We start from the raw sequence: 20480 nt of genomic DNA on the forward strand, positions 1-20480 counted from the left end.
CGCAGCTCGTTACCATCGACCGATGGATCCGGTCCGCAACCCGTACGCCCCCGGCGCGGGGCAGCGCCCGCCCGAACTCGCCGGCCGAGAGAAGCAACTCGCGGCGTTCGACGTCGTTCTCGAGCGCATCTCCCGCGGCCGGCCCGAACGCAGCGTCGTGCTCACCGGTCTGCGCGGTGTCGGGAAAACCGTTCTGCTCAATCACCTGCGCTCCGCTGCCATAGCCAAGAGCTGGGGTACGGGCAAGATCGAGGCGCGCCCGGACCAGGGTTTGCGACGCCCGCTGTCGTCTGCCCTGCACATGGCGGTGCGTGAGATCGCGGCCGCACATCCGGATCCCGAATCCGTCGACCACTTCCTCGGTGTACTCAAATCTTTCGCTTTGCGCGCCACAGCGGACAAAGGGATGCGCGAACGCTGGCAGCCCGGAATCGACGCACCGGCGGTGAAAGGTCGCGCCGATTCCGGTGACATCGAGATCGACCTGGTCGAACTGCTCGTGGACGCCGCCGGCCTCGCTCGGGACGTCGGGGTGGGAATCGCCTTGTTCATCGACGAGATGCAAGACCTCGGTCCGGACGACGTGTCGGCGATCTGCGGTGCGTGCCACGAATTGAGTCAGGACACCGCTCCGCTGATCGTCGTGGGAGCCGGACTGCCGCACCTGCCGGCCGTGTTGTCCGCGTCCAAGTCGTACTCCGAACGATTGTTCACCTACCACCGGATCGGCCGCCTCGACCGGGATGCCGCCGATCACGCACTCATTGCGCCCGCCCAGCGAGAAGACGTCGAATTCACCAGGGACGCACTGGATCTGTTGTACGAAACGGCAGACGGTTATCCGTATTTCGTCCAGGCATACGGGAAAGCCACCTGGGATCTGGCCGCGGACAGCCCGATCACCGCAGCGGACGTACGGGTCGCGGCCCCCACCGCGGAAGAAGAACTGGCCGTAGGGTTTTTCGGTTCGCGGTACGAGCGGGCCACTCCGGCCGAGCGTGAATACATGCGAGCCATGGCGGACCTGTCGGGCGACGACGGACCCATCGCAACGTCCAAGATCGCCGCCGAACTCGGCCGCAAGCCGGCCTCACTGTCTCCCGCGCGCGACGGATTGATCAAGAAAGGCCTGATCTATTCCGCCGAAAGAGGTTTCATCGGTTTCACGGTGCCGCACTTCGGACGGTATCTCCGCAGTCAAACCGACTGAGCCGGACCCGGACCGCGACACCTCCTCGGGCTATTCGTCCACCCACTCGACAGTCGCCTCGAGGGTGGCGCGATCGGTGCGGCAGGTATTGGCCGGGTGTGCTTCGTCGGCGTACCCGAACGACACCGCGCACACGATGTCGCGGTCGTCGCCGATGCCCAATTCGCGATGCAATGCTGTCGATGCCATCGGCACCGCGGCTTGCGGTACCGCAGCAATCCCGAGCGACTCCGCCGCGAGAAGCAGGTTCGACACGTAACCACCGCAATCGACGGCGCCGTACACACCGAGCGCCTTGTCGGTGCTGACGACGGCGACGTGTGGCGCCCCGAAGAACAGGAAGTTCTCGAGCATCTGCTCGCCGCGTCGCGCGTAATCGTCGCGCGCGATCCCCAGCGCGTTGTAGAGCGCATACCCGGCGTTGCGCCGGCGCTCGGCGTACTCCCCGCGATACTCGGCGGGACCCGGGATGTCCGGATCCATGGCTCCCGACGCGGCCTGCGTGTACACCGCGTCCCGCAACCGATCGGTCGCGGTGCCGCTGGTGAGGTGGACGCGCCAGGGTTGCGAGTTGCACCACGATGCCGTCCGCTGAGCCATCCCGAGCATCCGCTCGATGTCGTCGCGCGGGACCTGCTTGGACAGAAAGGCGCGGCAGCTGTAGCGGGAGTCGAGAAGGTTCGACAACACGTCGGCAGAACTCGTCATTCGATCACCTTCGCATACCGGCCGGGCCGCGGTACCCGACGGTATCTTCCGCCTCGCGCGGATCGGCCTCTCGTGGATCAGCGAGCAGCGACCGGGACCGCCACCTCGTTGCGACGCCGAAACGGAACCGTCCAGGGCGGGTCGTAGAACCATGCCACCGGTGGGCCGGTAGCGAGCCACTCCGTCGCCTCCAGCGTTCTCAGCAACTCGGCGGTGCGCTCCGCCACCGCGGCGCGGCTGCGGTCGCCGCTGAACTGCAGCACCGCCATCGTCTCGTCGTGGATCTCGACGAGTTCCACGGACCGGTCCTCGGGGTCGGGCAGGTCCTCCATGGCCCACTTCGCCGGCATGAAGAACCGGATGACCGACGAGTCGTCCGAGGCTCCGGCCTGGGATACGGGCGCGGTCATCGCGATCGTCGACTTGCCTCTGTTCGAGCCGAAGATGTAGCCGGCCAGACGCCGGAATCCCACGTCGCGGGCACGTTCCTCGTCGCCGTGCACCGTGGTCTCGGCAGCGATACGACGGCCGTACCTGCGGACTTCGAGCCCGTGAGTCGTCGCCTGGACTTCGTACCGCGGTTCCTCGGTGCCGGTGCGGATCCCGACCGCCGAGCCGACGCCCTTCGCCGCGCCGGTCACCATGTTCACCACTCGCATATCGGTCTCCCGTCGGAGTGTTCCGCCTCAGACCTCCACGGTAGGCGCGGTGGTCATCCCGGTGGGCCGTTCATCTCGACGAGAAACTTGCGGCGCCCGGTCGTCTCGGCGGGTGTACCGCTTTCTAGTGCAATTCCGAGACTGCCGGATAATCGCCGATCAGACGACATCCTCCTCGTCGCCGGGTGTGACCCGGCGCAGACCGCGATACGCGTCCGCGGGGCTGCGGTGTCCTCCGACCACGGCCGCCACCTCTGCCGCGATGGGCATCTGGATTCCGGCCTCGCGAGCCAACTCCATGACGGTGGGCGCCGTCTTCACTCCCTCGGCGACCTGCCCGAGTTCGGCCACAGCCTCGTCGACACTGAGTCCGCGCGCCAGCGCTTCGCCGAGCCTCCGGTTGCGGGAGGCCGGACTGGTACACGTGGCGATCAGATCCCCCATGCCGGTGAGGCCGGCGAACGTCCGGGCGTTGGCGCCCATCGCTTCCCCGAGGCGCGTCATCTCGGCGAGGCCGCGCGACAGGACCATCGCGCGCGTGTTGTCACCGACGCGCAGTCCCTCCGCCATGCCCGCCGCGATCGCCACGATGTTCTTGAGGATTCCGCCGAGTTCGCAGCCGAGGACATCGGTATTGCGATAGACCCGGAACAGCGTGGATGCGAACAGGGGCTGGAGAGCCGTGCCGACGGAGTCGTCCTGCATCGCCACGACCGAGGCGGCAGCCTTGCCGTCCGCAATTTCGCTCGCGATGTTCGGACCGGAAAGCAACCCGACGGGATGGCCGGGGAGGCACGCGCTGATCACCTGCGTGGGCCGCAACCGCGTCCCGGGTTCCAGCCCTTTCGCAAGAGAAACGATCGGTACCCACGCTCGGAGTTCGTGGACGAGCGGCTCGAGTGTGGAGCGCACAGCGTACGACGGCACCCCGACGACGAGCACGTCCGCTTCGTGGGCGGCCTCGTCGATGTCCGCGGTGGCACGCAGGGTGTCCGGAAGTTTCCGGTCGCCCAGGTAGCGGCGGTTGCGGTGATCGACGTTGATCTCGTCGGCGGTTTCCTTGTTTCGAGACCACAAGAGCGTCGGCGTGTTCTTCGCGGCGAGACCGGCGACGGTCGTGCCCCACGAACCCGAGCCGAGAACGACTACGCGAACCGGACGTGCCATCGGTGAATTCCTCTCGTCCAGATACGGGCGTACCGGTCAGACTGTCATGCCGTGGCGCCTCTCGGTTGTTGTTCCCGGACGCAGACGAGACGAACCACCTCGACGCGATTTTTCCGGCCGTGGTCCCGACGGTGCGAGGCGTGGCAGGATATCCCCGTGACCGGGAAACCCGACACAGCACAGCGTCTGCGTGACCTCGCGCTGTTGCGGCGGGTTCGTGATCGGATCGACCGCGAATACGCACAGCCTCTGGACGTCGAGGCCTTGGCCCGCGGGGTGAATATCTCGGCCGGGCACCTCAGCAGGCAATTCCGGATCGCCTACGGTGAATCGCCGTACTCGTATCTCATGACGCGTCGTATCGAGCGCGCGATGGCTCTGCTCCGTCGTGGCGATCGCACCGTCACCGAGGTCTGTTTCGAGGTGGGCTTTTCTTCTCTGGGGACCTTCAGTACGCGCTTCACCGAATTGGTCGGTGTCCCTCCGAGCACATACCGGCGGGAGGCGGCACTCGCGACGGACGGCATGCCGTCGTGCGTGGCCAAACAGGTCACACGACCGATCAGAAATCGAGAAGCATCGGTGGCCGCATCCGACTTACGGTGATCGTCATGGACATCAACATTCATCACACCTTCCTTCCCCACTCGGACCCGGACGCTTCGCTGGCGTTCTATCGCGACACTCTCGGCTTCGAGGTTCGTAACGACGTCGGCTACGGCGGGATGCGGTGGATCACGGTCGGCTCCGCCGACGGCACCGGTCCCTCCGTCGTCCTGTACCCGCCCACCGCCGACCCCGGAATCACCGAAGACGAGGGCCGCACCATCGCCGAGATGATGGCGAAAGGAACCTTCGCCTCGATCATCTTGTCCACCGCAGATCTCGACGGGACCTTCGCGCGTCTGCAGGACGGCGACACGGAGATCGTGCAAGAGCCGATGGACCAGCCGTACGGGGTTCGTGACTGTGCCCTCCGCGACCCCGCCGGCAACATGGTTCGCATCCAGGAATCGAGCTGACACGCCGGCAATCCCGGTGGCAAGGTCGTCGAACCCGAACTCCGCGCAGCGTACGGCAGTAAGGATGCGGACTTGATTCGCTGATACGGCGAGTGGTTCCGTCACGCGGGGGGCCAGCGGCCGGTGATCATCTCGGTCATCTCGTTCACCCAGGTGTCGTCGAGGGCGGCGTCCCGGCGGATCAAGATACGGAAAATCGCGGTCCCCGCGACCACCTCCACGAGCATGGGTAATTGGTCGTCGTCGCGACGCTCCGAACCGAAGCGAGACTCGAATGCGGTCAGATTCCCGGCCAATCGCGCGATCATCATGTTGTGCAATTCCGTGTCGGCAACGGTGTCGGCGATCAGACCCGGCAATGCCGATCGCACCTCGGGGCGGTCGAAGATGACCCGGATCGTCTCGACCAGAACCCTGATTTCGTTGCGGATATCTCCCGAATCGTCCGGCATGGTAATCGTTTCGGCAGAAAGCACTGCCTCGTGGACAAGTTGCGCCTTGCCCGACCATCGCCGGTAGATGGCAGCGGTGGTGGTCCCGGCGCGCGCGGCGATCGCCGACAACGACAACGCGGAATAGCCCGTCTCGAGAATCAATTCGCGGGTGGCGGCAATGATCGAGGCATCAATCCTGCTGTCGCGCGGCCGTCCCGGCGACGGCTGCGCAGACCTCTTGCCATCCTTTGGGCTTTCTGCTGTCATGACTGCATCATATTTCCAATACGATCTGCATCGTATTTGAGGGAGTGCCTGTGAACTTGAGCCCGCTCGACGAGTTTCCGATCCATCAGGCACCTGCGCCGTTGACGTGGCCGACCATGTCCGATCGAAACTTCTACGACCGGTCGTATTTCAACGTGCTCGATCGGGAGGGCCGCTTCATGGCGCTCACCGGAGTCGGCTACTACCCGCGCCTCGGCGTGAAAGACGCCTACTTCGTCGTCCGCCGCGGCGATATGCAGACCGCGCTTCACCTCAGTGACGCCATCGACGACGACCGCCTTCACCAGAACGTCAACGGGTACTGTCTCGAAGTCGTCGAGCCACTGCAGCAGCTGCACCTGACACTGGCACAGACCGAGGGTATTTCCGCAGACCTCACCTGGCGCGGGCTGTTTCCTGCTGCGCTGGAGAAGCCGCACGAGATGCTCACCGAGCGGCGAGTGACCTTGCAGGCGTGTCGCTTCGCCCAGGTCGGGTCCTGGGAGGGGTGGATCGACGTCGACGGCGAACGGCTCGAAGTCGGTCATGACACCAGCGTGGCGAGCCGTGACCGATCGTGGGGGATCAGACCTGTCGGTGAGGCCGAGCCAGCCGGTCGGCCAGACGCTTCGTTCGCCGGAATGTGGTGGCTCTACCTACCTCTGGCCTTCGACGACTATCAACTCTTCTTGATCCTGCAAGAGGATTCCGACGGCCACCGCAGCCTCTACGACTGCACGCGCCGCTGGCGGGACGGGCGCGTCGAACAACTCGACGGAGTGCGCGCCACCATCGACTACCGGACCGGAACCAGGATTCCCCGGGGCGCCCACGTCGAGTTCATGAACCGTGCAGGGGACCGAATTCAGCTGGATGTCGAATCGAAGTTGTTCGCGCCTATTGCTTTCGGGTCGGGGTACGGGGGCGACTCCTCGTGGGCACACGGCAGCTGGAAGGGCGGCCCCTTCGCCGAACGCGTCAGCTTCGACCTCACGGACCCGGAGGTGATGGCCCGAGCGCCCTTCAGTCTCATCGACCACGTCGGCAAAGCTGTGTGCACCGAAGCCGACGGGACGGTCCGCGAAGGTGCGGGCTTGTTCGAGCACGGTGTGATCGGTCCGCACCACCCGTCGGGCTTCTCCGACTGGACAGACGTCGCGGATCGGGCGCCGCTTCAGTGAAGATCATGACAGCCCTGTTCGGGCCCACCGATGCGGTCGAGCGCGCGCAAGTGCTCCAGGAAGCCGGTGCATCCGGTGTATTCACCTTCGAGGGACCGTTCGACGTGTTCACACCTCTCGTGTTGGCGTCGTCGGTCAAGGGTCTCGACCTGATGTCGAACGTCGCGATCGCATTCCCCCGCAATCCGATTCAACTTGCCCACCAGGCAAACGATTTGCAACTGCTCAGCGAGGGGCGCTTCATCCTGGGTCTGGGCACACAGGTGCGGGCGCAGATCGAGAAGCGCTACGGCACACAGTTCGATCATCCGGTCGCGCGAATGAAGGAATTGGTGGGGGCGTTGCGCGCGATCTTCGCGACGTGGAACGAGGGGGAGCCACTGGACTTCCGCGGTGAGTTCTACCGCCATACCTTGATGACACCGACCTTCGTGCCCGGACCGAACCCGTTCGGTCCGCCGCCGATCTATCTCGGCGCGCTCGGGCCTCGGCTGACCAAAGCCACCGCAGAAGTGGCCGACGGTCTGTTGGTGATGCCTTTCGGATCGAAGCGGTTCCTGCACGAGACGACGCTGCCGGCCGTTCGCGACGGGCTGGCGGCTGCCGGCCGCAGCGAGGACGACTTCGAGGTGGTGCCCGAGGTCATCGTGTCGGTGGGTACCGGACGGGACGACGACCATGCCTCGACCCGGATGCTGCTGGCGTTCTACGGCTCCACCCCGGCCTACCGGCCGGTGCTCGACGCCCACGGCTGGGGTGATCTGCAACCCGAACTCAACGCAATGTCCAAGCAGGGCCGCTGGCGGGAGATGGCCTCGTTGATCGACGACGACATACTGCACACCATCGCCGCGTGCGGAACCCCGAAAGAGGTCGCCGCGCACATCCGTGATCGCGTCGACGGTGTGTCGGACCGGATTTGCCTGTATCAACCGGGTCCTATCGAGGTCGAGGCGCTCGCCGAAATCGTCGACGCATTGGGGGGATCACCATGCCCCTGAACGCAATCGAATTCGACGAGGTCACCGATGACCGCTACGGCGGCAAAGCGGCCGGACTCGCGCAGTTGCGCCGCCTCGGACTTCCGGTACCGGTGGGATTCGTCATTGCTGATGCTACCGAGTGGGTCAGCACCGATGATGCGGAGGAATGTTTCTCGCGCATGGCCGCAGTCGGTGCTGTACCAGTGGCTGTCAGGTCCTCGGCAGTCGGGGAAGACGGCGACGACCAGTCGTTCGCCGGACAATACGACACCGTGCTCGGCGTGAACTCCGTCGATGACTTCGCCGCGGCCGTGCAGAGGTGCGCCGCCTCCGTGCGTTCGCGACGCGCCGCGGCCTACAGCGGGCAACCCACGGCCACCATGCATCTGGTGGTGCAGCAGATGGTGGACGCGCGCGCCGCCGGGGTTGTGTTCACCGCCGATCCGGCGACCGGCCGGCGCGACCTCACGGTGATCGACGCCGTCGCCGGTCTCGGTGAAGCGCTCGTCGACGGTACGGCGTCCTCAGACCACATCGTCCTGGATTCGGACGGTAACCCGGCCGTCCGCGATGTCGGTGAGGTGCCGGTCCTGTCGCCGGACGAGGTCGCCGATATCAGGTCCGGCGCCCTGCGTGCTGCGCAACATTGGGGCAGGCCGATGGATCTCGAGTGGGCGATCGACCGATCCGGCACATTGTGGTGGCTGCAGGCTCGACCGATCACCACCCTGCCCGGCGATTTGGCAGAGATGGATTCGCCTCTCGCGGGCGCAGACCACGTATACACGCGTTGCAACATCGGCGAGATGATGCCGGGTGCATTCTGCCCGTTGACCGCATCGGTCTCCGGCTTTGCCATCGACTACGCGATGCAGATGACGCAGGTGGTGGCGCGGGCACAGCAGAGTTACGAGAAGCCGTGGCTCCAGGTGGGCTACTTCCATGGCCACATGTTTCTGAACCTGACCGAGGGGACAGCTCTGAGCTCCGGACTCCTGGGTAATTCGTTGGAGCAGTTCTCCACCTCGATCTGCGGGCGGGTGGTTGACGAGCTGAAGCCGAAACCCCCGAAACCTTTTGTGCACAGGTTGATCAACACGGTCCGGCTCACCACGTATGCGTTGTCCGCCGGCCCCGCGATTCGGCGCCTCGAAGACCAGATCGCCGCGTTTCAGATCCCGACCAGCGACGACCCACGACGCGTGATGGGCCAGTTGGAATCCGGCGTGCAGCAGTATTGCGACATCACGCTGACACATGTGCGGTCGTCATCCCGCGCGGCGGTTGCGGCCAACATTCTCGAAAGTGTTCTGATGAGAAAAGCGGTGAAGAACGGACGAAGCGAGGACGAGGGTCGTGCCGAGGCAACCCGGCTCATGGCCGGAGCCTCCGATGTCGAGAGTGCGATGATGCTCGTGGAGCTCGACTCGGTGGTACGCGCCATAGCCGCCACCGAGGGGGTCGCCGAGCAGTTCTCGGCAGCAGAGCCGGACGCCGCGGTCAACGAGCTGCAGTCCACACGAAGCGCCGCAGGCACAGCGTTGCGACAGTTCTTGACCCGTCACGGTCACCGCGGATACCGCGAGTTGTGCATGCGTGACCCCTCCTGGGCCGAGGATCCTGAAGGCCTGGGCGCGATGATGCAGGTGATGGTCCGTTCGGCGCTCGATCCGACTCGTCGTGAATCGGGAAGCACCCACGTCGAAGCACCAAGATCCTTCCCCATCAGGTTTCTTGCCCGGTTGGCACAGGGCGGCGCACGCGGGCGCGAGGAGACGAAATCGAAGATGGCGCTCATGGCGCATGCGCTCAAATTGGGCTACCGCCACCTCGGTGAGGTGCTGGCCGAGACCGGGCGACTGCCCGACTCGGATCTGGTGTTCTTTTTCGACCGTGCCGAATTGACACGCGTCGTCGGTTCGGAAGACATCACCGGTCTCGTGCAGAACGCGCTGAAGCGTCGGGAAGCGCTGGCGTTCCAGAACTCTCTCGAGTTCGACGATGTGTCTGTCGGACGACCGACCCCGCTGATCGCCCGGCTTGCGCCAGGGGTCACCGGCGATGAGATCGTCGGCCGACCCGCAAGTCGTGGCACTGTGGAAGGGGTTGTGCGGGTGGCGAAATCGATGGTCGATGCGCGCGAGCTGCAGCGGGGAGAGATCCTCGTGACGCCGGTGACCGACGTCGGGTGGACGCCGTACTTCACCGTCATCGCGGCGCTGGTCACCGACATCGGCAGCTCGGTGTCCCACGGCGCTGTGGTGGCCCGCGAATACGGCTTGCCCTGCGTCGTGAACACCTTGGTGGCCACCCGAGCGCTCGAGACCGGCGACCGTGTACGCGTGGATGGAGACCGAGGTGTGGTCACCCGTCTCGACCAGTCGTGATTCGGACGCTGAGCGATCACTCACGACCGAGCCAGAGTCATCGGCATCACGAAAGTTGGTGCACCGGACGGTCATAGGTGAGCATGGCGGCAGCGACCTGGTCTGCCGCTGTGTGCGGCAGGGCGGACCCATGTCGTCGAGGACGAGCAGTCGCGCGGGTTCCCCCGGGTGCACCACACTTTTGCTATACATACGTTAGGCCCTGGTCGAGGACGGATGGAGACCCATGAGCTCTGCCACGCGAAAAAAGCCCGGTTCGTCCCGGACCCACCCCGCCGACAGCCACGACTGGATCCGCGTACACGGCGCACGCGAGAACAATCTTCGGGACATCAGTCTCGAGATACCGAAACGGCGGTTGACCGTGTTCACGGGTGTCTCGGGCTCCGGAAAGAGTTCGCTGGTGTTCGCCACGATCGCCGCGGAATCGCAGCGGATGATCAACGAGACCTACAGCGCCTTTGTACAGGGCTTCATGCCGACCCTGGCGCGACCCGACGTCGACGTGCTCGAGGGCCTGACGACGGCGATCATCGTCGATCAGGAGCGGATGGGTTCCAACCCTCGTTCCACCGTCGGCACCGCGACCGATGCGAACGCCATGCTGCGCATCCTGTTCAGCCGGCTCGGGAAGCCCCATATCGGCTCGCAGCAGGCGTTCTCCTTCAACGTCGCCTCCATCAGCGGAGCCGGCGCGGTCACCGTGGAGAAGTCCGGAAAAACGGTGAAGGAACGCCGGAGTTTCACCGTCACCGGCGGCATGTGCCCGCGCTGCGAAGGCATGGGCACGGTGTCCGACTTCGACCTGACCGCCCTGTACGACGACAGCAAGTCGCTCGAAGAGGGTGCGCTCACCATCCCGGGTTACACCATGGACGGCTGGTACGGGCGCATATACCGCGGGTGCGGATTCTTCGATCCGAGCAAACCGATCGCGAAGTTCACGAAGAAGCAACTGAACGATCTGCTCTACAAGGAACCCACTCGGATCAAGATCGACGGCATCAACGTGACGTTCGAGGGGCTGATCCCGAAGATCCAGAAGTCGTTCCTGTCCAAGGACCGAGAAGCGATGCAGCCGCACATCCGGGCGTTCGTCGACCGCGCGATCACGTTCCAGACGTGCCCCGAATGCCACGGCACGCGGCTCAACGAAGGAGCCCGATCGTCGAAGATCGACGGCATCAGCATTGCCGACGCCTGTGCGATGCAGATCAGCGATCTCGCCGAGTGGGTTCGCGGGCTCGACGAACCGTCGGTGGCCCCGCTCCTGAAGTCGCTGGGCGACACCCTCGATTCCTTCGTCGGGATCGGCCTGGGATACCTCGCCCTCGACCGCCCCGCGGGCACGCTGTCCGGTGGTGAGGCTCAGCGCACCAAGCTGATTCGTCACCTCGGGTCGTCGCTCACCGATGTCACCTACGTCTTCGACGAACCGACGATCGGCTTGCACCCGCACGACATCGCACGGATGAACGACCTGCTGCTGCAACTGCGCGACAAGGGCAACACCGTACTGGTCGTCGAGCACAAACCGGAGGCGATCGCGATCGCCGACCACGTCGTCGATCTCGGCCCCCGCGCCGGCACAGAAGGCGGCAAGATCGTGTTCGAGGGCACCGTGGAGGAGTTGCGCACGAGCGGCACCCTCACAGGCAAGCACTTCGACGACCGCGCGTCGCTGAAACCGTCCGTCCGTACCTCGACGGGCGCCCTCGAGGTGCGCGGCGCCGACACCCACAACCTCCGCGACGTCGACGTCGACATACCCCTCGGAGTGCTCGTCGTGGTGACCGGCGTTGCCGGATCGGGGAAGAGTTCACTGATCAGCGGGTCGGTCGCTCACCGCGACGGGGTGGTCTCGATCGATCAGGGCGCGATCAAGGGTTCGCGCCGGAGCAACCCGGCGACCTACACCGGACTGCTCGAACCGATCCGTAAGGCGTTCGCCAAGGCGAACGGCGTCAAACCGGGCTTGTTCAGTGCCAATTCCGAAGGGGCATGCCCCAACTGCAACGGTGCCGGAGTCGTGTACTCGGACCTGGCGATGATGGCCGGAGTAGCGGCCCCCTGCGAGGTGTGCGACGGCAAGCGGTTCATGGCGGAGGTGCTCGAGTACAAGTTCGGCGGCAAGGACATCGACGAGGTGCTCACGATGTCGGTCGCGCAGGCCGAGGAGTTCTTCGGTGGTGGCGCGAACGGCTCGTCGCTCCCGGCAGCGCACAAGATTCTCAGGCGTCTCGCGGACGTCGGTCTCGGCTACATCAAGATCGGTCAGCCGCTCACCACACTGTCCGGCGGCGAACGCCAGCGACTCAAGCTCGCGACCCACATGGGCGAAAAGGGCGACGTCTACATCCTGGACGAGCCCACGTCGGGCCTGCACCTCGCCGATGTCGAGAACTTGCTGGGCCTGCTCGACAGGCTCGTGGACTCCGGAAAATCGGTCGTGGTCATCGAGCACCACCAGGCGGTGATGGCCCATGCCGACTGGATCATCGATCTCGGTCCCGGTGCAGGCCACGACGGCGGCCGCATCGTCTTCGAGGGCACACCACGCGAACTCGTCGACGACCGCTCGACGCTCACCGGCAAGCACCTTGCGGAGTACGTCGGTGCGTGAGACCGGCTGCGGCCGTGCGGTTCACTCCTCCTGCCGGAACCGGACTGCGAGTTCGCTGCGTGGGCGGATGCCGAAGTTCGGGTAGACGCGAGTGAGGTGGTCTGCGGGGTCATTGCATCTGCCGCCACGACGACGACAGGACATACTCGGACCATGACTCTCCCGCTGCGCGATGTCTACGCCGAACCCACGCTCGCCGACGTGATCCCGTCGGTACTCGCGTCCGCGGGGGTTCCCGGTGAACGCAACCGCCTCGGCCTCACGGACAGCGCGCACACGGTCGTCCTGCTGGTCGACGGTATGGGATGGGAACTGCTGCGGCGCAACAGGAACACGGCGCCGTATCTCACCGACCTTCCCGGTCGGCCGATCCGTGCCGGATTCCCCACCACGACCGCGGCGAGCATCGCGTCGCTCGGCACCGGATTGCCGTCCGGGCGCCACGGCATCACCGGATACCAGTCGTACGTCGAGGAAGCCGAGACCGCGGTCAACTGGCTGAGCTGGACGGCGGCGGGGACCTCCCTCGATCAACGCGACACGCTCGTGCCCGAACAGGTCCAGCCCCATCCCACGGCCTTCGAACGCGGAGACGCTGCGGGGCTGGCCGTGACGACCGTCGTTCCCAGGGCGTTCGACGGCAGCGGGCTGACCCGGGCAGTCCTGCGTGGTGGCAGATTCGTCGGGGTGTCCGCCTACGGTGACCTGCTGGCGGAGGTCGTCGCGGCCGCACGCGCCGGTGAGCGGAACCTCGTGTACTGCTATCTCTCGGAAGTGGACACGCTCGGACACGTCTACGGGCCCGACTCCCAGGCGTGGCTGGCGCAACTGACCGTCGTGGACCGCTTCGTGGAACAACTCGCCGGCGCTTTGCCGGACGGAACCCGATTGCTCGTCACGGCGGACCACGGCATGGTCGATTCCTCTCGCGGCCGCCGCGTCGATTTCGACCGTCATCGCGGTCTCGAGGAGGACGTCGACGTCGTCGCCGGTGAGCCGCGGTGCCGGCACATTCACACGGGGCGCGTAGACCGGGTCCTCGAACGGTGGGCGAACGAACTCGGCGACGACTTCTGGGTCGGCACCCGCGACGAAGTACTGTCGGCGGGACTGTTCGGGCCCGACCCGGACCCTTCCGTCACCGGCCGCATCGGGGACATCGTCGTGATCGGCCGTGACGAGGCGACCGTGATCCGTTCCCACGGCGAGCGGATGCTCTCAGCGCTGCCCGGCCAGCACGGCGCACTCACCGCTGACGAACTTCTCGTACCTCTTCTCCAGGTCCGGTAACGCCGCCGCACTCGGGCGGTGTGCCATTTACTGTGTTCTCATGCGCACTTCCGCTCCGGTCACGTGGCACGAACGCACGAGCAGGATCGCATTGATCGTCCTGTGGGTTGCCCGACTTCTGTTCAAGCCCGTGCTCACCCTCTGGCCCAGCAACGATTTCGGGATCGCTGTGCTCGGGCGGCTGTCCTGGCTCGTCGACAAGGTCACTCCGACACCGAGAAATGTCCATGTCACGGAGACCGAGCTGGGCGGTGTCCCGGCGGAGCAGATTATGTCGCCGAAACCCGTGGACGATCCGCTCGAGGACGCCACTATCCTGTACTTCCACGGCGGCGGATTCATCTTCTGCGGACCGTCCACCCACCGGCAACTGTGCGTGCAACTAGCGCTCGAATCGGGTGCACCGGTGTATTCGATGGACTACCGACAGGTTCCGGTCGTGCCTGTTGCGGGATCGGTGCAGGACGCGATGAGCGCGTACGAGGCACTGCTCGGCATCGCGGACGACCCGACGCGCATCATCGTGGGAGGAGACTCCGCCGGTGGGTACCTGGCTGCGAAGGTGGCCGAGATCGCGGCACGTCGCGGACTTCAGCGGCCGGCGGCGGTCATCGGGTATTCGCCACTGCTGAATCTCGATCTCGGCGATCACGACCGGGCCTACATGGCCAGGGATGCGTATCTGCCGATCAAGGCGCTCGACAAACTACGCCCTCGGTGGATCGGGGAGGACGCGATCGAGGGAGAAATGAACCCGGTCGACGCCGACCCCGCACTGTTTCCGCCGATGTTTCTCTGTGCGGCCGAATACGAACTCACCCGCCCCGACGTCGAGATCATGACGCACCGCCTCGCCGAGGCGGGTCGCGTGGTCGAAACCCACCTGTGGCGCGGGCAGGTCCATGCGTGGCCGGTTCTTGCGCGCGCCTTGCCCGAAGCCCTGGAACTCATCACGCTCAGCATTGCGTTCGCACGCCGCGCCGTCGTGGCGCTGGACGACGGTCGCGCCGCCTGAACGCAGGCTAGTGCTTCGTCGTCTTCAGGAGACGTGGCTGCAACCATTCGACGAGATCGCCGAGCACACGGTCGTTCTCGGGTTCGTTGAACACCTCGTGGAACAACCCGTCGTACAACTTCGACGTCAGGTCCTCCGATCCGGCATGGTCCACAACCACGCGTGCCCCCGCGGGGTCGGCCAATGTGTCGGCGGAGCCGTGAAGCACGAGCAGCGGCAACGTCAGGCCGGGCAGACGCTCCGCGACACTCTCCTCGTTGAGCACGAGGACCCGCGCGAGGCCGGCGGGCACCAAACCGTGATGCACGAGAGGATCCGCGTCGTATGCGGCGACCACCGCGGGATCGCGCGACACCGCTGCGCTGTCGAGTTTCTGCACCGGTACAGCAGGGAGAATCCGACCGATCAGCTTTCCGAGTTCCACAACGAGCTTCGGCGTGCCGGACGTGACCACGAGCGCCGGTCCGGACAGCACCAGTCCGGTGAGCCGGTCCTGGTGATCGAGTGCGTACGCGAGTGCGATCGCGCCGCCCATGGAATGGCCGAGGAGGAACGTCGGCAGGCCGGGATGGGCCGCGGTCGCGATGTCGAACAGTGCGTCGAGGTCGTCGGTGAAGTCGTTCATGGTGCGCGCGTGCAGTCGCTTGCCGCCGGATCGGCCGTGTCCCCGATGGTCCGGTGCGTACACCACGATGCCGAGTTCGGTGAGCCGTTCGGCGACGTGGTCGTAGCGACGGGCATGCTCACCGAGGCCGTGCGCCAGGACGAGCAGCGCGGTGGGTTCACCGTCCGGCGACCACACGTCGTACACGATTCGAGTGCCGTTTCCGCCGGTGAACGAGGACTCGCGGTGCTGCATGGGGTCTCCTGCCGGATGGTCGACGTGGGGGCCATCGCATCCTTGCACGTGTGTGGCTCGCGTCTCGGGACTCGCCACGGATGAAACGGAGTTACCGGTCGGGAATCAATCCGATTGACGCCCTGTTGTGCATCGGTACCCTGGATGTCGTGATCCAGGCACTCCTCTTCCACTGACGCCCGCCGGCCCGCCCCTTCCCTCGCCCGCGCGACGGGAATCGGAGAAGCGGGCCGTTGCCTGTGTCCCTCGGCCGCTGACCCGGCCGTTCGTCGGAAACCGAGCGACTCCACCCCACCACAGTGGGGACGAGGTGCCCGGTATGCGGAGGAAAACATGACCACCACAATCACACTGCCTCGCCGTTCGCGCGCGCAACTCGGAGCACTCGACGTCCACATCGCCCGCGGCGGCCACCCCGTCCTGCAAGGCGTCGACCTCGCTGTCTCACCCGGCTCCCGGATCGGCGTGGTCGGTGAGAACGGACAGGGAAAGTCCACGCTGCTGCATATTCTCGCGGGCAGCCTCGAACCCGATTCCGGATCCGTTCGACGATTCGGGTCGCTCGGCGTCGCAGAGCAGGAGATGACCGTCAGCGGCGGTCGTACGGTCGGCGACCTGATCGACACCGAACTCGCCGCGGCCCGTGCAGCCCTGCGCGCGCTGGACGACAGTGCCGTCGGGCTGTCCGAGGGCAGGTCGGCTGCCGCGGAGACCTACGCGAACGCGCTCGAGGCAGCCGAGCAACTCGAGGCCTGGGACGCCGATCGCCGCGTCGATGCGGCCCTCGAGGCACTCGGTGCTGTGACCGATCGGTCCCGGCTCCTGTCCGAGATGTCCGTGGGGCAGCGCTACCGCGTGCGGCTCGCAGCCCTGCTCGGCGCGGAACACGACTTCCTTCTGCTGGACGAGCCCACCAACCACCTCGACGCCGACGGTCTCGACTACCTCACCGAGCGACTGCAACAGACCCGCAGCGGTCTCGTCCTCGTCAGCCACGACCGGGCCTTGCTGTCCGATGTCGCGACTTCGATCCTCGACCTGAACCCGAGCCGGGACGGGCGCCCCCGCCTCTACGGCGGTGGCTACGCCGGTTATCGCGAGGGACGAAAGGCCGAATACGCGCGATGGGTCGAGGAATACAACCGGCAGGAGGCCGAGCGTGCCCGGCTCACCGGCGAGCTCGAGCACGCCCGGGACAGGCTGATCGACGGCTGGCGACCGGACAAGGGAACGGGAAAACACCAGCGCGCGACCCGCGCTCCCGGCCTGGTTCGATCCGTCCACCGCCGGCAGGACGCGCTCGACGAGCAGGAGATCACGACGCCTGTCCCTCCGCTGCGGTTCACGATGCCCTCACTCGGCGCCGAACTCGACTTGCTCGAGCCCGACGCGCCGCTGATCAGGGCGGAGAAGATCGCGGTCGCGGGCCGGCTCGACCGGCCGGTCTCGCTCGCGGTGCTCGCCGGGTCGCGGCTGATGGTGACGGGACCGAACGGTGCCGGGAAGTCGACACTTCTCGCCGTGCTCGCACAGACGATCGAGCCGACGTCGGGAACGCTGGTCGTGGACCCGGTGGTGAGGGTCGGGCGACTCGCGCAGGAGTCGGCACCGCCGTCCGGGAAGCGGGTACGCGAGGTGTACGACACCCACATCGGACTCCTCACCGCCCACGGTGTGGTGCCCGAGGACCGCACCGTGCCCCTGGAGGATCTCGGTCTGCTCGACGAGCGGGATCTCGACAAGCGGGTGCGGGATTTGTCGATGGGCCAGCAGCGTCGGCTCGACCTGGCGATGATGCTCGCGACCCGGCCCCACGTTCTGCTGCTCGACGAGCCGACGAACCATCTGTCGATCACCCTCGTGGACGAGATGACCGAGGCCCTGGAGGTCACCGACGCCGCTGTGGTGCTCGCGACCCATGACCGCCAGCTTCGCCGGGACGTTGCGGGGTGGAAGCATCTGAACCTCACGGTGAACCGGGCGGACCGCGAGGTCGCGTGACCGGCGTCAGATCCCGGCACCGCGTGCGGCGGCCGGAGGGGTGGTCGTCGTGGGCACGATCGAGTGGGCCAGCGCCTGAACGAGAAATTCGAGTTCCGGTGTCGGTGTCGCCCCGCTTCGCAGGACACCGCACACCGGCACGCGCAGCCGGTGGTCGGTCTCGCGCATGAACTTCAGGCCCTTGTGCGGTGTCTCGGCGGCGGTGCCGGCGTAGAGGACCGTCCAGGCCCGTGGGTTGGTGATGACCTCGAGGGTGGCGGTGTGGTCGCTGGCGATCGGGGGACCGAGCCGGACGCGGCGACCGACCTCGACGAACGCGTCCTCGATCACGCGGTGCAGCAGAACCTGGTTGTTCCGGGGTGGCAGCAGCAACGGATAGTGCGCGAGTTCTCCGATGTCCACGGTGGAGAAGGCGGACAACGGGTGTCTCGTCGAGGTGACGATGACGAGATCTTCGATCCCGAGGCGAATCGCCTCGAGGCCGGGCCGGTCCACGTCGCCGCGGATCAGGGCGAGGTCGGCTTCGCCGGACGCGACAGCGTTGACCCGATCGGTGAAGTCCTTGATGACGAACTCGACGTCGAGGTTGGGGTGGCGCTCGCGTACGCGGGAGATGGCGTCGAGACTCTGCGACGCGAAACTCATGTTCGCCGTGATCCGGATACTTCCCCGCGGCTCGTGCCCGACTTCGAGCGCGCGGGCCTCGAGGCTCAGCACCTCGGCGGCGATGGGCATCAGCCGTACCCCCGCCGGGGTGAGCTTGACCGAGCGCGTCGAGCGCTCGAACAGCTTCGCGCCCACCTCCTGCTCGAGTTTCGCGATCTGGTGACTGATCGCCGACTGGGAGATGAAGCATCGTTCGGCTGCCCTCGAGAAGCTCGTCTCTTCTCCCACGGCGAGGAAGTACCGCAGTTGCCGGAAGTCCATCACGCCCCTACTTATGAGCAGAACAGATAACAGTTCCCCGAATATCCCAGGTTACTGGATACAGGAGGGGTCGGAAACCTAGGTTGGACTAATACATGAACTCGAGTGGAGGTATCGCTGGCGTGGGTGGGACAGGAAAGGAAGAGGCGAACATCATCGACCGGACAGAGGTTGTCATCGTCGGTTCCGGCTTCGGAGCACTGGCGACGGCGAAGAAACTCGCGAAGGCCGGCAAGCCGTTCGTCCTCATCTCGGAGACCACCGAGCACCTGTTCCAGCCTCTGCTCTACCAGGTGGCGACGGGTGTCATCTCGCCCGGCGAGATCGCACCGTCCGTCCGCGCGATCCTCGCGAAGTACCCGCAGGCCGATGTGCGGCTGGGCAGGGTCGTCGACGTGGATCCGGATGCCGGCACCGTCACCTATGAAGCCGGCGGCACTCGGCACACCCTCGGGTACGACCACCTCGTCGCCGCGACCGGTGCCCGCCAGGCGTACTTCGGCCGCGACGAGTTCGCCGACCTGACGTACGCGCTCAAGACCGTCGACGATGCCGAGCGGCTGCGCCGCCAGATCGTCCGCTGCTTCGAGGAAGCACACACGACCTCCGATCCGGAACACCGGAAGAATCTGCTCAGCTTCATCGTCGTCGGGGCAGGGCCCACCGGCGTCGAGCTCGCCGGCCAGATCAAGGAACTCGCACAGCGCTACTTCGCGGATGCGATCCACAACATCACCGCGGACGACGTCACCGTCACGCTCGTCGAAGGTGCAGACAAGGTGCTCCCGCCGTTCGGCGGCAAGCTGAGCGAGTACTCGAAGGAATCGCTCGAAAAAGCCGGCGTCGAGGTTGTGCTCAACACCCTCGTGACCGACATCGACGAGCACGGCGCGACCCTGTCCACGCCGACCACCGAGGCATCGCGTCGTCTCACCGCCGAGACGATCATCTGGTCCGCCGGCATCCAGGCCAACGACTTCGCCGCAGTGCTCGCCGAGCGCACGCGCTGCGAGACGGTCCGCGGAGGACGGCTCGTGGTCGACGCGGACTTCACGGTGGGCAGCGCCGACAACATCTACGCCATCGGCGACATGGTCACGCTCGACAACCTGCCGGCGCAGTCGCCGTTCGCCATGCAGGGCGGCCGGCACGTCGCCAAGATGATCCTGGGCAAGATCCCGGCCGGCACGCCCTTCAAGTACAAGGACAAGGGCAGCATGGCGATCATCAACCGCTTCCGCGCCATCACGCGGGTCGGGAAGGTCGAACTCACCGGCTTCATCGCGTGGGTGCTGTGGCTGGCCGTGCACCTCGTGTACCTCGTGGGCTTCCGTAATCGCTACATCGCGGTCATGTCGTGGTGCGGGTCCTTCCTGGGCCACCGCCGCCCGCACTTCTACTACGCGCAGGAACCCACGCCTGTCGCTGCTCCTCCGGAGCCGGTGTCCGCGTCGGCGGACGAGGCGGGCACAGAACCCGTGCGCGTGTCCGCGTAGGAACTCGCTCTTCAGGACCCCGGCCGTCGTCACGGCCGGGGTCCTGACTAGTTGTGAACCGGGACACATGTGGGCGCGGCGGGATTGAGTTCGCGCACGCACAGCTCTAGAGTCACGTCGAATTGCGCAAAACGGGCGTCGGGGCTCGTTGGGGGACATGTCGGAGCGCACAGATGCCGGGCGGAACCTGATGAATTCTTCCGAAGTGGCCGTGGCCGAACCTCTTCGCCCACTGTCTGTCTCCGCACGCC

Annotated in this window: 17 protein-coding genes; 11 read left to right on the forward strand and 6 right to left on the reverse strand. The window is 65.9% G+C overall.

Annotation, left to right across the window (positions count from 1 at the left end; all coding sequences use genetic code 11):
* Positions 1-22: 22 nt before the first annotated feature.
* The gene (locus HF886_RS16185) at positions 23-1210 is read left to right on the forward strand and encodes an AAA family ATPase (RefSeq protein WP_169622925.1); all 1188 of its coding nucleotides are present in this window, start codon (positions 23-25) and stop codon (positions 1208-1210) included.
* Between the two features lie 30 nt (positions 1211-1240).
* Here HF886_RS16185 and HF886_RS16190 read toward each other — a convergent pair whose 3' ends face one another.
* The 3 genes from HF886_RS16190 to HF886_RS16200 all read right to left on the reverse strand — a co-directional run bounded on the left by HF886_RS16190 (position 1241) and on the right by HF886_RS16200 (position 3744).
* Positions 1241-1918 (reverse strand): nitroreductase, encoded by a 678-nt coding sequence (locus HF886_RS16190; RefSeq protein ID WP_169622926.1) that lies wholly within the window; start codon positions 1916-1918, stop codon positions 1241-1243.
* Positions 1919-1995: 77 nt separating this feature from the next.
* Positions 1996-2577, reverse strand: coding sequence for a heme-binding protein (locus HF886_RS16195; RefSeq protein ID WP_169652853.1), 582 nt, complete (start codon positions 2575-2577; stop codon positions 1996-1998).
* 159 nt (positions 2578-2736) lie between these two features.
* Positions 2737-3744 carry an NAD(P)H-dependent glycerol-3-phosphate dehydrogenase gene (locus HF886_RS16200; protein ID WP_169622928.1) on the reverse strand — a complete coding sequence of 336 codons (1008 nt, stop codon included), beginning with the start codon at positions 3742-3744 and terminating at the stop codon, positions 2737-2739.
* 156 nt (positions 3745-3900) lie between these two features.
* On the opposite strand from HF886_RS16200, the gene HF886_RS16205 reads away from it, so the two are divergent.
* Both HF886_RS16205 and HF886_RS16210 read left to right on the forward strand, forming a co-directional pair.
* Positions 3901-4350 (forward strand): helix-turn-helix transcriptional regulator, encoded by a 450-nt coding sequence (locus tag HF886_RS16205; protein ID WP_169622929.1) that lies wholly within the window; start codon positions 3901-3903, stop codon positions 4348-4350.
* A gap of 5 nt (positions 4351-4355) precedes the next feature.
* Positions 4356-4766, forward strand: coding sequence for a VOC family protein (locus tag HF886_RS16210; RefSeq protein ID WP_206038849.1), 411 nt, complete (start codon positions 4356-4358; stop codon positions 4764-4766).
* Positions 4767-4867: 101 nt separating this feature from the next.
* Here HF886_RS16210 and HF886_RS16215 read toward each other — a convergent pair whose 3' ends face one another.
* Entirely contained in the window at positions 4868-5467 is a 600-nt protein-coding gene (locus tag HF886_RS16215; protein ID WP_169652855.1) for a TetR-like C-terminal domain-containing protein, read from the reverse strand.
* 44 nt (positions 5468-5511) lie between these two features.
* On the opposite strand from HF886_RS16215, the gene HF886_RS16220 reads away from it, so the two are divergent.
* From HF886_RS16220 to HF886_RS16245, 6 genes are all read left to right on the forward strand, one after another.
* On the forward strand, positions 5512-6648 hold the full coding sequence (locus HF886_RS16220) for a hypothetical protein (RefSeq protein WP_346765387.1): 1137 nt from the start codon (positions 5512-5514) through the stop codon (positions 6646-6648).
* On the forward strand, positions 6645-7649 hold the full coding sequence (locus tag HF886_RS16225) for a TIGR03617 family F420-dependent LLM class oxidoreductase (protein WP_169622933.1): 1005 nt from the start codon (positions 6645-6647) through the stop codon (positions 7647-7649). Before HF886_RS16220 ends, HF886_RS16225 begins: the two co-directional genes overlap by 4 nt.
* Positions 7640-10018 (forward strand): PEP/pyruvate-binding domain-containing protein, encoded by a 2379-nt coding sequence (locus HF886_RS16230; RefSeq protein WP_169652857.1) that lies wholly within the window; start codon positions 7640-7642, stop codon positions 10016-10018. Before HF886_RS16225 ends, HF886_RS16230 begins: the two co-directional genes overlap by 10 nt.
* Positions 10019-10244: 226 nt before the next feature.
* On the forward strand, positions 10245-12641 hold the full coding sequence (locus tag HF886_RS16235; protein WP_169652858.1) for an excinuclease ABC subunit UvrA: 2397 nt from the start codon (positions 10245-10247) through the stop codon (positions 12639-12641).
* A 153-nt stretch (positions 12642-12794) separates the two neighbouring features.
* A complete protein-coding gene (locus tag HF886_RS16240; protein WP_169652859.1) occupies positions 12795-13931 on the forward strand; it encodes a nucleotide pyrophosphatase/phosphodiesterase family protein in 1137 nt (378 codons plus the stop codon).
* A gap of 40 nt (positions 13932-13971) precedes the next feature.
* On the forward strand, positions 13972-14946 hold the full coding sequence (locus HF886_RS16245; RefSeq protein ID WP_169652860.1) for an alpha/beta hydrolase fold domain-containing protein: 975 nt from the start codon (positions 13972-13974) through the stop codon (positions 14944-14946).
* Between the two features lie 7 nt (positions 14947-14953).
* Here the strand turns inward: HF886_RS16245 and HF886_RS16250 are convergent, their stop codons facing one another.
* Positions 14954-15805, reverse strand: a complete 852-nt coding sequence (locus tag HF886_RS16250; RefSeq protein WP_169622938.1) for an alpha/beta hydrolase — start codon at positions 15803-15805, stop codon at positions 14954-14956.
* Positions 15806-16138: 333 nt separating this feature from the next.
* On the opposite strand from HF886_RS16250, the gene HF886_RS16255 reads away from it, so the two are divergent.
* Positions 16139-17806 carry an ABC-F family ATP-binding cassette domain-containing protein gene (locus tag HF886_RS16255; protein WP_169622939.1) on the forward strand — a complete coding sequence of 556 codons (1668 nt, stop codon included), beginning with the start codon at positions 16139-16141 and terminating at the stop codon, positions 17804-17806.
* A 6-nt stretch (positions 17807-17812) separates the two neighbouring features.
* Here the strand turns inward: HF886_RS16255 and HF886_RS16260 are convergent, their stop codons facing one another.
* Positions 17813-18733, reverse strand: coding sequence for a LysR family transcriptional regulator (locus tag HF886_RS16260; RefSeq protein WP_169652861.1), 921 nt, complete (start codon positions 18731-18733; stop codon positions 17813-17815).
* A 155-nt stretch (positions 18734-18888) separates the two neighbouring features.
* On the opposite strand from HF886_RS16260, the gene HF886_RS16265 reads away from it, so the two are divergent.
* Positions 18889-20229, forward strand: coding sequence for an NAD(P)/FAD-dependent oxidoreductase (locus HF886_RS16265; RefSeq protein ID WP_169622964.1), 1341 nt, complete (start codon positions 18889-18891; stop codon positions 20227-20229).
* Positions 20230-20480 lie beyond the last annotated feature (251 nt).

This window comes from Rhodococcus sp. 105337 (assembly GCF_012844225.1).
In the GTDB taxonomy this organism is placed as follows: Bacteria; Actinomycetota; Actinomycetes; order Mycobacteriales; family Mycobacteriaceae; genus Rhodococcus.